Origin of the sequence: Flavobacterium sp. CFBP9031 (genome assembly GCF_034044945.1) — a bacterium.
Taxonomy (GTDB): domain Bacteria; phylum Bacteroidota; class Bacteroidia; order Flavobacteriales; family Flavobacteriaceae; genus Flavobacterium.
Genome location: NZ_JAXCWF010000001.1, coordinates 566,205 through 578,692, shown reverse-complemented (window position 1 = coordinate 578,692; position 12,488 = coordinate 566,205). Strand labels below are relative to the sequence as shown.

Below are 12,488 nucleotides of genomic sequence, written 5' to 3'. Positions count from 1 at the left end.
TATTGTCTATCTAGATCAATCGTTTTTCAAAAGCTTTTCTTACAGCGCCTCTTAAATAGACTTTGCCACAATACGTATATTTTAGTTTATCTAAAATTTTAAGCATTGGAACATTGTCAAAATTCGTGTCAACTTTTATGCTGTAAATGTTATTTTCAACAGATAAACTTTCAATCTTTTCAAATAGATTTGTTGCAATCCCTTTTCCTTTTGCTAGTTTTGAAACTGCGACGCGGTGTACAACAGTATAATCGCTATCAGTTAGCCATTTTCCTTCGATGTTTTCGTAAGCAGGATCTTTGTCGAACATAATAGCGGCATAACACAAAATAGATTCGTTTTCTGTTAGTACATAACCGTAGCCATTTTCGATGTCATTTTTAACAGAAAGCTCGTTCGGATAACCATCTTGCCACTGGCTGCTTCCGTCTAATCGTCTTTGTTCAATTGCATCTTGCAGTATTTCCCAAATTGCAGGCACTTCAGAAAGAACTGCTTTTCGTAATACTAACTGTTCTGTAGAATTCATTTTTGGATTTACTTTATAAAAAATTAATGAGGCAATTTATCTTTAATCAAACCATAAACCCAAGTTCCAGCAATAGCACTTACCAAAGTAACCACGATTACAGTAGCACCAGTTCCTATTTGAGCGAAAAGCGGACCAGGACAGGCTCCCGTAATAGCCCATCCGAAACCGAATAATAATCCGCCATAGATTTGTCCTTTGTTGAAAGTCTTTGGCTGGATTTCGATTTTTTCGCCATCAAGAGTTTTGATATTAAATTTTTTAATCAATTGTACTGAAATTAATCCAACAGCAACAGCGCATCCAATTACGCCATACATATGAAACGATTCCAGATTGAACATTTCCTGAATACGAAACCAACTGATGATTTCTGCTTTTACGAATACAATTCCGAAAAAGATTCCAACGATTAAATATTTTAGGTTTGCAAATGCAGTTTCTTTTTTCTGGCTTGCGTTGATTCCTTCGCCGTCTATATTTTTATTTTCTAAACTCATTTTTGAAATTTTTAAAGTGAAAGAATATAAGGTAAAATCAAAAGTGCCATTACAAAACCGCCAATCATAAAACAGATTGTTGCTACCAATGATGGCCATTGTAAGTTTGATAATCCCATAATCGCGTGTCCGCTTGTACACCCGCCAGCGTAACGTGTTCCGAAACCTACTAAAAATCCGCCAACCACAATCATGATAAATCCGCGAAGCGTTAATAAACTTTCCCAAGAAAATAATTGCGACGGAACTAAACCACTGTGGTCTGTAATTCCGTAAGTTGATAATTTTTCCGATAATTCAGGAGCAATTTCTACAGGATTTGGATTTGATAAAAAGTGAGCCGCAATAAAACCACCGAAAAATATTCCAAGAACGAAGAATAAATTCCAGCTTTCTTTTTTCCAATCGTATTTAAAAAATGAAATATTTGCAGGAATACAAGCCGCACAAATATGACGTAATGAAGAACTAATCCCGAAAGATTTATTCCCAATAATTAATAAAATTGGAACTGTTAATCCAATCAGCGGGCCAGCAATATACCAAGGCCATGGTTCTCTCAAAATTTCTAGTAAACTCATAAATAATTTAAAGATTAAGTATTTTTTCGACCATATAAGTTATATAAGAAATTATAAGTTGAAGTTTCTTATATAACTTAGAAAAGTTGAGTAAATATAAGAAGTGGGCTTAAAATCACCCCAAACTAAAATGAACTTATATCACTTATATGGTAAAAATTTATGTTCAATGTTTATGCTTTCAAAACCTTGCTCTGGCAGACAAAATCTGATTTTGGAACATTAGTTTTAGAAATTGCTCCAAAACCGCCCTCAACTTCAGAGAAATTTCTGAAACCTCTTGCTTGAAGGATAGAAGCTGCAATCATACTCCTGTAGCCTCCAGCGCAATGCAAATAAAAATGCTCATTTGGGTTAATATCTTTTACCCAGTCATTGATGTAAGCCAAAGGTTTGCTGTAAGCGTCATCAATATGTTCTGCTGCGTATTCTGTTTCTTTACGGATATCTACGACTTTATCTTCGCCAAATTTAAACTCATTTGCAAATTGTTCAGCAGTAATTCTGTTAACAGTGTCAATTTCGAAACCTTCATTTTGCCAAGCTTCAAAACCGCCTTCCAAATGCCCAATAATTGTATCAAAACCTACACGACTTAAACGCGTTACAGTTTCTTCTTCCATGCCAGCTGCAGTAACCAGAATAATAGGCTGCTTTACATCGGCAATTAAAGTTCCAACCCACGGCGCAAAATCACCATTGATTCCGATATTGATAGATTGCGGAATAAATCCTTTACTAAAATCAGCTGCACTTCTTGTGTCTAGAATTAAAGCGCCAGTTTCTTCAGCAACTGCTTCAAATTCTTTTACATTTATCGCTTTCATTCCGTTGTGTAAAACTGTTTCAAAGCTTTCGTAACCTTGTTTATTCATGGCAACGTTCATGCTGAAGTAGGCTGGAGGAGGTAATAATCCATCCGTTACTTCTTTGATGAATTCTTCTTCAGTCATGTTAGCACGCAAAGCATAATTTGTTGCTTTTTGATTTCCGATTGTTGAAACCGTTTCTTTGCTCATGTTTTTTCCGCAAGCACTTCCCGCACCGTGCGCAGGATATACAATTACGTCATCAGCCAAAGTCATGATTTTATCTCTTAACGAATGATATAAAATTCCAGCCAATTGATCTTGTGTCATTCCAGCTGCTTTTTGAGCCAAATCAGGACGGCCAACATCTCCGATAAATAAAGTGTCCCCAGAGAAAATGGCGTGATCTTTTCCGTTTTCATCAATCAATAAAAAAGTAGTACTTTCCATGGTATGACCTGGAGTATGTAGTGCTTTAATTGTTATTTTTCCGATTTTGAATTCCTGACCGTCTTTCGCAGAAATGCAGTCAAATTCGCAAGCAGCATTTGGACCGTAAACGATTGGAGCTCCGGTTTCTTTGCTTAAATCAACGTGACCTGAAACGAAATCGGCGTGAAAATGCGTTTCAAAAATATATTTCAGTTTAACGCCATCACGCTCTAAACGATCCAGATAAGGCTGAATTTCTCTAAGCGGATCAATAATGGCGGCTTCACCATTTGAAGTGATATAATATGCACCTTGAGCAAGGCATCCGGTGTAAATTTGTTCTATTTTCATGATAGGTATTGTAAAATGATGGGTTACAAAGGTAACTTTGTTTTTTAAAAAAATAGGTGACTAATGTTACAGAAATTAGGTTTTTGTGTAAAAAAATGTGGCGTTTGTCATATTCGGTTGAGATAAATTAAATTTAAAGTTGAGCAATTACGCTTTAAGCTTTAATTTTGCATATGACGAATGTCATTTTAAAACAAAAAATAAAATGAACACACAACACTTATTGGATCAAATCGCTTTTATAAAAGAAATTGATAAAGTAAAATATATTCAGCGCAAGACAAAATTATTCAACAGCGACAGATGTGAAAATGATGCAGAACACAGTTGGCATTTGGCTTTAATGGCAATTGTTTTGGCAGATCATTCTAATGAACCGATTGATGTTTTGAAAGTCGTGAAAATGGTTTTGATACACGATATCGTAGAGATTGACGCAGGAGATGTTTTTATTTATGATACTGTAAAAAATCATGATAATACAGATGAAGAACGTTTGGCCGCAAACAGAATTTTTGGTCTTCTGCCTAAAAATCAAGCGGAAGAATTTATTTCAATCTGGGAAGAATTTGAAGCTGGAGAAACCAATGAAGCCAAATTTGCAAGATCTATGGACAGACTTGAACCTCTATTGCAAAATACATCAAACAACGGCGGAACTTGGAAAGAGTTTGGAGTGAAGTACGATAAAGTTTATGAGAAGAAAAGCATCATTAAAAATGGTTCAGCATCTTTATGGAATTACGCAGAAGGTTTGATTAATGAGAGCGTTGAAAAAGGGATTTTGGAGAAATAATCAAAACAATCACGTAATCAAAATCAAATATAGCCTGTGGTTTCAACGAAGGAACTCATGTGTAATTACGATACGTTTCCCGCGGTTGAAACCACGGGTTATGTTACGCATCCATATCTAAACGTGATCTTGTCATTTCGACGAAGGAGAAATCTCCGTGAGAAGCTCGACAAAGATTGGATTCTCGTTGCGGAGTTACTTGCGGAGATTTCTCCCTTCGGTCGAAATGACAAAACAATGCACAAAAAATATATACGAAGAAACTTTGTCAAAGTTCAAAACTTTGACAAAGTTGTAATGAGAAGTGTCATTTCTACCCTTTAAATTGTTGAAAAGTTTAACAAATATCGGGCGATAAACTTTTTTTAAAGGACGTTAATTCGGGTTCTAATGGTTAAATTTGTGGAACTTCATAAACAAATTACCATTATGGAAGAAATGCTCTTTTATGATCGAATGCAATTTGCCTTCACGATTACTTTTCATTATCTTTTTCCGCAACTTACAATGGGTCTTTCGCTGATCATTGTGTACTTCAAGTGGAAATATCTCAAGACTAAAGACGAACAATACAATCATGCCACCCATTTCTGGATGAAAATCTTCGCTCTCAATTTTGCAATGGGCGTCGTAACGGGAATTCCGATGGAGTTTCAGTTTGGAACCAACTGGGCTAAATTCTCCGAATTAACAGGAGGAATTATCGGGCAGACATTGGCAATGGAAGGAATGTTTTCTTTTTTTCTTGAATCTTCTTTCCTCGGATTATTTTTATTTGGAGAAAAACTACTCGGACATAAATGGCATTTTGTAACAGGATTATTAATCATGATTGGTTCGTGGGCGAGCGGTTACTTAATTATTGCCACACATTCTTGGATGCAGAATCCTGTGGGTTACGAAATCTTAGAAAATGGAAAATTTGTACTCACAAATTTCAAAGCTTTATTTTTAAATCCGTGGCTTTGGCCTTCTTATTTACACAATCAAGCCGCTTCTTTGGTAACCAGTTCTTTTGTTGTAGCTGGAATTGGAGCTTTTTATATTTTAAGTAATAAAAATGTTTCTTTCGGGAAATTGTTCTTGAAAACAGGTGTTATTTTCGGATTGATTTCGAGTGTAATTGTGGCTGTTCCAACAGGAGATTTATTGGCTAAAAATGTTGTGAAATACCAACCGGTAACTTTTGCGGCTATGGAAGGAATTTTTCATACCGAGAAAAAAGGTTCCGAAATTGTTTTAATCGGACAGCCCGATGTAAAAGATAAAAAACTGGACAACAAAATTGCCGTTCCTAATATTTTGAGTTTCTTGACTTATGGAAATTGGGATCAGGAAATAAAAGGATTAGATCAGTTCGAAGAAGATTTGCATCCAACTAATATTTCTGGACTGTATTATGCGTATCATATCATGGTTGGTCTTGGAACGGTTTTTATCGGATTAATGGTGCTTTCGCTTTTTCAATTAATTAGAGGGAAATTGTTTGAAACTAAATGGATATTATGGTCTTTAATGTTCATGATGCCGTTTCCTTACATTGCCAATACAACAGGCTGGTACACGGCAGAATTAGGAAGACAGCCTTGGTTGGTTTATAATTTATTACGAACTGCAGAGGGAGCTTCACCAACGGTTTCATCGGGAAATACCTTGTTTACATTGCTTGGTTTTATTGGTTTATACCTTTTACTAGGAATGCTGTTTTTACTTTTGATTGGAAAAATTATCAATAAAGGGCCACATAAAGTGGAACTTTCAACAGAAAAAATATAAGTATGGAATTTTTTTGGTACGTAGTTTTAATGGGAATTTTGGCTGTTTATCTGGTTTTAGATGGCTATGATTTTGGTGCAGGAATTATTCATTTATTTTTTGCCGATACAGAAAAAGATAAAAAAGCGATTACAAATGCCATTGGTCCGTTTTGGGATGCCAATGAAGTTTGGCTAATTGCGGCAGGAGGGGTTTTGTTTTTTGCCTTTCCAACTTTATACGCTTCTTCTTTTAGCGGATTTTATCTGCCTCTGATTATGATTTTATGGCTTTTGATTTTCCGTGCCATCGGATTAGAAATGCGTGGACAGATTCATAATCATATGTGGGAAAGTATTTGGGATAAAGCTTTCGGAATTGCGAGTCTGCTTTTGGCTCTTTTCTTCGGAATTGCTTTAGGAAATATTGTTCGAGGTGTGAATCTCGGAATGGTTCAAAACGGAGTTTCTACGCAGGAAGCGCATTATTTCTTTTTGCCTTTGTGGAATCCGACTTTTAGTCCGCAAGCAAATGAATTGGGAATTATTGACTGGTTTACGCTTTTCTTAGGAATTGTGAGTGTTGTGGCATTGACGATTCACGGTGCAAACTGGATTATTTACAAAACGAATTCTGCTTTAAATCCGAAATTGAAAAATGTAATCTTTAGATTGAACTTTGTTTTGCTGATTTTGGTCTTTATTTCCTTGGGGATTTGGCACTTTATCGAGCCTAAACCCTTTCATAATTTTATTGAAAATCCAATTCTTTGGTTTTTTCCTTTAATGACTTTTGTTGGAATTGCGGGATTATTCAAAGTTCGTTCTTTCAAAAAAGATGGTCAAGGATTTATTTTTTCGACCTTATTTTTAGTTGGCGGATTTGCGTCTACAGCGGTTTCGATTTTTCCGAATGTTTTGCCATCAACGAATAATGTAAATCCGTCTTTAACGATTTATAACACGGCCGCTCACGAATACGGATTAAACGCTGGTTTGAGCTGGTTTTTTATTGCTTTGTTTCTTGTAATTATTTATTTTATTATTCAATATCGCGTTTTCAGTGGAAAAATGGATGATATTGGATATGGAGAACATTGATTTTTTTATAGCCACGAATTCACGAATTTTAGTTTCAATATAAAATGAATTGCCTCCAGCTTTAGCTGGAGGTTTTTTGTTTGAATTTGAATTAGGCTTTAGCCAAACTTTACGATTTTGGCTAAAGCTTTTTTTTATATAGATTTGTTTACCTCCAGCTGAAGCTGGAGGCAATTTTTTTTAAAAAGCATCAATGAAAAAACAAATAATAGCATTACTTATTTTCTTATTTGGATCTATAAAAGCAGTTGCTTGCAGTTGTGATACACCTAAACCAATTTTAGAGTTTTATTCTTCCAAGTATGTTTTTGAAGGATTAGTAACACTTAAAAAAATTGCCAAAGATTCTGCTACTTATTCTATAAAAGTTAAAGTGCTCAAAAATTATAAAAAAGCTAATATTCCAAAAGAACTAAATTTTACATTTTACTACGAAAAAGTATACTCTGGTGGGAGTTCTTGTTATTCGGAAGTTTATAAGAATCAGAAATTACTAGTTTTTGCCTCTGAATATCAAGGAAAATTAGGTTTTAGTATTATGTGTTCCAATTCGCAGGTTATTCGGGAAAGAGGAATTGATCCTCGTCTGCAAAAGGTGTTGGATCATGGCAATGAATTTAAATTAGATAACTACATCTATGATCTTGACTATACGGTGAACAATGAATTTAATCCTACGAAACCAATTACCAATCTCGACTCCATTTTTAAAGATGCGAAAGCTATAAAATCTGATAAACCATTCGGGCTTTTTGCATTGTACATTAATAAAAAAGGAGAATTAGTTTCTGTTTTTAATTTTTTTGATTGGCATAAATCTTCTGAGGATTTTAAAATTGATCCGAATTTTGGTTTAATGACAGAATTTAATGTAAAAAGTAAAAGACCTATAACAGAATTTGAAATTTATGCTACAGAATTGCTCAAAAAAGTAAAGAGTTGGGAATTAAAAAGGAGTAAAGTAACACAAATTGCTGTTGATTACATGGCTTATATTTCTGTAGATTTTGATGAAAAGACTTCAAAATGGACTTATGAATTGAGATAAAGTTTTTATTTTAAAGTCAAATTGGCTTTAGAAAAATCATAAAGTTAGCCTATGGCTTTTTTGCATTAGTACGAAAAACTTGTATTTTTACGAATCAAATAATTTCTCAAGAAATTTAAATATCTTTGAATTATGAGCACAACAGCAAAACCAAAACATATAGGAAGAAACATAAGCCGAATTAGAGAGCTTAAAGGAATGAAGCAGGAAGCTTTGGCAATTGCAATTGGGCTAAGCCAGCAAACTGTTTCGAATATAGAATCGAGTGAAACGATTGATAATGAAAAATTGACAGAAATTGCAAAAGCACTTGGTGTTACTATTGAAGCTATTGAAAATTTTTCGGAAGAATCTGTCTTCAATTTCTTCAATAATTTTTATGATAATAGTTCAAGTCAAGGAAATAGTTTTAATCAAGGAATGTATGCGACTTTTAACCCTTTAGATAAAGTGGTTGAACTTTATGAACGTTTGGTTCAGGCTGAAAAAGAAAAAGTAGAATATTTAGAAAAACTTCTTAAAAAGTAATAGAAAAACATAAAGATAGAAATGAATTGCCTCCAGTTTTAACTGGAGGTTTTTTGTTTGAATTTGAATTGGGCTTTAGCCAAACTTTCCGGGTTTGGCTAAAGCCTTTTTTGTATACATTTGTTTACCTCCAGCTAAAGCTTGAGGCAGTTGATTGAAAATATTAAAGACAAAACGTCATTTTACCTGAGTCTGCGTTAGGGATAGGAGCGGTATCTCCCGATTTAGAAAAACAAGGCTTTTTAGCCGTAGTTTTTGTTAATCGGGAATAAAGCGGATAGCCCGGCCGGAGGCAACGCCCAAAAGAATCTTCTTACTTGAGATTTTTTTTGTAAATAAAGTATAAGATAACTTTTACGAAAGATTTAATTACAACCGATAGTTATATTCTATAATGTTAATTGTAAGAAAAAAAAAGTGTTAATGCTTAATATTGCGTATCTAAGAATTTTTTCCCCCTAAGAATTTTTAGAAATTGATTTTTCACTAGAAGCTTAAATCTATTTTTACCTACTAAATTATTATGCCTTTAACAGTTTTTTCCGACAAGGTTAGATTTCGTTACAAATCTAAGAATTGGCAGTATCACTTTGATGAAATTAAAGAAATTGGACTGCTTAAAAAAAAGAAGAAATATTTTCTTGAAAACGGTGCTTTTTTAGCCGTAACTGCTGCAACATATTATTGCATGCTATTTTCCAACTTAATGGACTTGTATTACATTATTCCTGCAATTTTGTGTTATTCGTTTATTTTAGCTATGAGATTCGGGAACAAGGCCGAATTTGCCTATTTTGTTTTTGTAAAAGATATTTACCAGAACAAAATAAGGACTAAAATTGCCACCAAAGACCGCATATTGGTTGGCAAGCAGATCGATTCTTACTTAGATCTTCAGTTTGAAAGAAGTATAAAAAGAACTGCTTAAAAAAAATCAGAGATGTTTATATTCAGTATTTCCCGTTATGATTGCATTTTTCATAATGGCAGCTTTGATGTACAGTTATTTTATCATTACACAAAGAAAAAATTAACAAAACGCTGCGACATAAGTCTTTAGTTATGAAGTAGTTTTATAATTTCCCAATAAAAATAATAGTATAGTCTTGCCGTTACATTCTAACGGCTGGCTGTTTTGACTATACATGACCACAAATCAGAAATAATATGGCCACAACAATTAAAAGTAAAATCAAAAATATTAGAGAGTTAAAAAATTATACTCAGGAATACATGGCAGAAAGATTAGGCGTAACCCAAGCTGGTTATAGTAAAATTGAAAAAGGAAAGACTTCTTTGAGTTACGAAAAATTGGTTGAAATAGGAAGAATTTTGGATGTAAGCGTAGAGGATATAATTAGTTTTGATTATGATAAATACTTTAATAATTACAACAAAATAACAGGAAACAATAACGGCAGTATTTTGATTAATGCCGATAATTCTTCGGTTTTGAAGGAGCTTTATGAAGATAAAATTCAATTGCTTGAAAAACTGCTTTCGAGAACTGAAATCGAGCTTGAGAGATATAAAGATAAATTTGGAGAAATCTGAAGGTTTTAGTTTCATCTTTGTCAAAGTTTAAAACTTTGACAAAGATTACTCTACAAGTGAAACTAAATAAAACGTTGAAATTCTTTTTAGAATAAAACTTCTTTGGCAATGATATAAAATCCCATCACGAGCACAAACCATCCAAAAAGAGGTTTTAATTTCGCGCCGTCCATTTTTTTAGAAAGCTGGCTTCCAATAAACATTCCGATTAAAGCCATTGCAGAAACGCTTAATAAGAAACTATAGTTTATTGGTGTCCCAATGTATAGATCGCCAGCAAAACCTATTGACGAATTAATAGTGATGATTAATAATGAAGTTCCCACGGCTTGTTTCATGGGTAAATTGGCAAAAAAAAGCAAGGCAGGAATAATTAAGAATCCGCCGCCTGCACCTAGAAATCCGGTTACGATTCCGACCAAAAAACCTATAAAACTCAATTGCGAATAATTAGTATCTGTTGATTTAATTTCGGACTGATTTTTTTTAATCATAGAAATGGCTGCCGTAATCATTAGGATAGAAAAGATGATCATAATTAGAAAATCTTTTGAAACGGTATAAGAAGCGACAGAAAACAAAGTCGATGCAATTTGCGGAAATATCACTTCACGAATTATTAAAATCGAAATAACTGAGGGAACAGCAAAGTACAAAGCCGATTTTAGTTTTAGATTCCCCATTTTGTAATGGCTGTAACTTCCAAATAAAGCGGTTAATCCGACAATGAATAAAGAATAAGAAGTGGCTTGATCGGGATTTACTTTAAATAAATAAACTAAAATAGGAATAGTAAGAATAGAACCTCCGCCGCCAATTAAGCCAAGCGAAATTCCGATTATGATTGAGGCAAAAAATCCTAAATATTCCATTGCATTTGTTTTAATGCAAAGTTGCCTCGGAAATTAGAAATCTACAGTAACATTTATCACAGAAGATTTTTTTTAGCCACGAATTTCACAAATTATTCTGTCACATTGAGCGAAGTCGAAATGCTTTGTAAGGCTTCGACTTCGCTCAGCCTGACAACAGGAAAAATTTTCGCCACGAATTCACGAATTAGTGCTAATTTTATTTGTGTAATAAATTTCACAGATTAGTTAATTTTTTTCGGTTCAGATTGAAAAAAATAAAATTCGTGAATTCGTGGCAGAAAAAACTATTTCAATAACTCAATCTGGTTTCGGTTGAGTTTGACCAGACCGCGTTGTTCCATTTTTTTGAGTAATCTGGAAACGACTTCTCGCGAAGTATTTAATTCGGTTGCGATTTCCTGATGCGATAAATTTACCTCAGAACACCCGCAGGCATCAGAATGTCTTTTTAAGTAGAATTCTAATCTTTCATCCATAGAACGGAAAGCGATATTGTCTACCACTTCGAGAACTTCTTCAAAACGGCTTCGGTAGGTTTCAATTACAAATTCGTACCAGCTTCTATGTTCCATCATCCATTTGTCCATTAATTGCAATGGAATCATCATCACGGTTACATCTTCTACTACTTTTGCCATAATCTGGCTTTTTTCGCTTTTTGCTGTACAAATCATTGATATCGCACAAGCTTGTCCAGGCTGCAAGTAGTACATTAAAAACTCTCCGCCGTCTTCACCTTCGCGATAGATTTTGATTTTACCTTTAGTTATCAAAACTGTATTTTTAATATACTGACCGGTACGCATTAAAATGGTTCCGGCTTCAAAATCTTGAAGGCTTCCGTTTTCTTCTATCGTAGCAATGAGTTCGTTCGAGAAATTAGGAAAGATGGTTTTTAATGAATGTTGCATATTGTAGATTTTTTTTGCCATCAATTGCATTAATTCAAAACAATTAATTATTGAGAATTCGTGTAATTGGTGGCGAATATTTTTATCAAAATCGGATAAAAATATAGGATTGTTTGCAAAGATAAGGGTTTGGAATGGGAATAATTATCAGAAAACTAGATTTAAGATTAATTTTATGTAAATGAAAAAATCCTATTTTCTATCGATTTTGTAGGCTGAATTTTTAAAAATAGTAACTAAATTTGTAATTCACTGATTATAATACTTTCTCTAAAACGTTTTCTGAGAATAATAATCGAAATCGCATTTGGTACGTTTTTTATATAGAGAAACGTCGTAATTTTACAAAAACACATTTTATTATGAATTTATCACAAGAAGATTGGGTTGCTCAGTTAGAAGCTGACGAAAATGCAGTTATACTTGACGTAAGAACTGAGGACGAATTTAATGATGGCTATATTGAGAACGCTCTTAATATTGATATCAATAAAGGGCAGGCTTTTATTTATGAGATTGAAGAATTAGACAAAAATAAAAACTATTATGTATACTGTCGTTCTGGGGCTAGAAGTGCAAAAGCATGCCAGATTATGAACGAATTGGGTATCGAAAACGCCTACAATCTGCTTGGAGGAATCCTAGATTGGGAAGGTGAAACAGTACAACCATAAAAGAAGAAGAGGCAGTAAAAAAGCCTCTTTTTTCTTTTGAAAATA

The 12,488-nt window shown here is 33.8% G+C and carries 14 protein-coding genes; 8 read left to right on the top strand and 6 right to left on the bottom strand.

All coding sequences use genetic code 11. From position 1 onward, the window contains the following. Window positions 1–10 precede the first annotated feature (10 nt). The 4 genes from SOM12_RS02470 to SOM12_RS02455 all read right to left on the bottom strand — a co-directional run bounded on the left by SOM12_RS02470 (window position 11) and on the right by SOM12_RS02455 (window position 3,202). Window positions 11–529 (bottom strand): GNAT family N-acetyltransferase, encoded by a 519-nt coding sequence (locus SOM12_RS02470; protein ID WP_320492267.1) that lies wholly within the window; start codon window positions 527–529, stop codon window positions 11–13. A 23-nt stretch (window positions 530–552) separates the two neighbouring features. Then, window positions 553–1,029 carry a DUF6691 family protein gene (locus tag SOM12_RS02465; protein ID WP_095929070.1) on the bottom strand — a complete coding sequence of 159 codons (477 nt, stop codon included), beginning with the start codon at window positions 1,027–1,029 and terminating at the stop codon, window positions 553–555. A gap of 11 nt (window positions 1,030–1,040) precedes the next feature. Further along, a complete protein-coding gene (locus tag SOM12_RS02460; RefSeq protein ID WP_095929069.1) occupies window positions 1,041–1,610 on the bottom strand; it encodes a YeeE/YedE family protein in 570 nt (189 codons plus the stop codon). Window positions 1,611–1,783: 173 nt separating this feature from the next. Further along, window positions 1,784–3,202 carry an MBL fold metallo-hydrolase gene (locus SOM12_RS02455; RefSeq protein ID WP_095929068.1) on the bottom strand — a complete coding sequence of 473 codons (1,419 nt, stop codon included), beginning with the start codon at window positions 3,200–3,202 and terminating at the stop codon, window positions 1,784–1,786. Between the two features lie 205 nt (window positions 3,203–3,407). On the opposite strand from SOM12_RS02455, the gene SOM12_RS02450 reads away from it, so the two are divergent. The 7 genes from SOM12_RS02450 (at window position 3,408) to SOM12_RS02420 (ending at window position 9,983) form a co-directional block, all read left to right on the top strand. After that, entirely contained in the window at window positions 3,408–3,998 is a 591-nt protein-coding gene (locus tag SOM12_RS02450) for an HD domain-containing protein (protein WP_320492266.1), read from the top strand. 429 nt (window positions 3,999–4,427) lie between these two features. After that, window positions 4,428–5,774: a cytochrome ubiquinol oxidase subunit I gene (locus tag SOM12_RS02445; protein ID WP_320492399.1), complete on the top strand. Its 1,347-nt coding sequence runs from the start codon at window positions 4,428–4,430 to the stop codon at window positions 5,772–5,774. 2 nt (window positions 5,775–5,776) lie between these two features. Beyond that, a complete protein-coding gene (gene cydB / locus SOM12_RS02440; protein WP_320492265.1) occupies window positions 5,777–6,853 on the top strand; it encodes a cytochrome d ubiquinol oxidase subunit II in 1,077 nt (358 codons plus the stop codon). A gap of 193 nt (window positions 6,854–7,046) precedes the next feature. Further along, window positions 7,047–7,901, top strand: a complete 855-nt coding sequence (locus tag SOM12_RS02435; RefSeq protein WP_095929065.1) for a hypothetical protein — start codon at window positions 7,047–7,049, stop codon at window positions 7,899–7,901. Window positions 7,902–8,033: 132 nt separating this feature from the next. Then, window positions 8,034–8,429, top strand: coding sequence for a helix-turn-helix transcriptional regulator (locus tag SOM12_RS02430; RefSeq protein WP_320492264.1), 396 nt, complete (start codon window positions 8,034–8,036; stop codon window positions 8,427–8,429). Window positions 8,430–8,952: 523 nt separating this feature from the next. Next, a complete protein-coding gene (locus SOM12_RS02425; protein WP_320492263.1) occupies window positions 8,953–9,357 on the top strand; it encodes a hypothetical protein in 405 nt (134 codons plus the stop codon). A 239-nt stretch (window positions 9,358–9,596) separates the two neighbouring features. Continuing rightward, window positions 9,597–9,983 (top strand): helix-turn-helix transcriptional regulator, encoded by a 387-nt coding sequence (locus SOM12_RS02420; protein ID WP_095929062.1) that lies wholly within the window; start codon window positions 9,597–9,599, stop codon window positions 9,981–9,983. An 86-nt stretch (window positions 9,984–10,069) separates the two neighbouring features. Here SOM12_RS02420 and SOM12_RS02415 read toward each other — a convergent pair whose 3' ends face one another. After that, window positions 10,070–10,855 carry a sulfite exporter TauE/SafE family protein gene (locus SOM12_RS02415; RefSeq protein ID WP_095929061.1) on the bottom strand — a complete coding sequence of 262 codons (786 nt, stop codon included), beginning with the start codon at window positions 10,853–10,855 and terminating at the stop codon, window positions 10,070–10,072. A gap of 287 nt (window positions 10,856–11,142) precedes the next feature. Further along, complete coding sequence (locus SOM12_RS02410) at window positions 11,143–11,769, bottom strand: Crp/Fnr family transcriptional regulator (protein WP_095929101.1); 627 nt, start codon at window positions 11,767–11,769, stop codon at window positions 11,143–11,145. 362 nt (window positions 11,770–12,131) lie between these two features. Between SOM12_RS02410 and SOM12_RS02405 the strand changes: the two genes are divergently transcribed. Then, complete coding sequence (locus SOM12_RS02405) at window positions 12,132–12,443, top strand: rhodanese-like domain-containing protein (RefSeq protein WP_095929060.1); 312 nt, start codon at window positions 12,132–12,134, stop codon at window positions 12,441–12,443. Window positions 12,444–12,488: the final 45 nt, after the last annotated feature.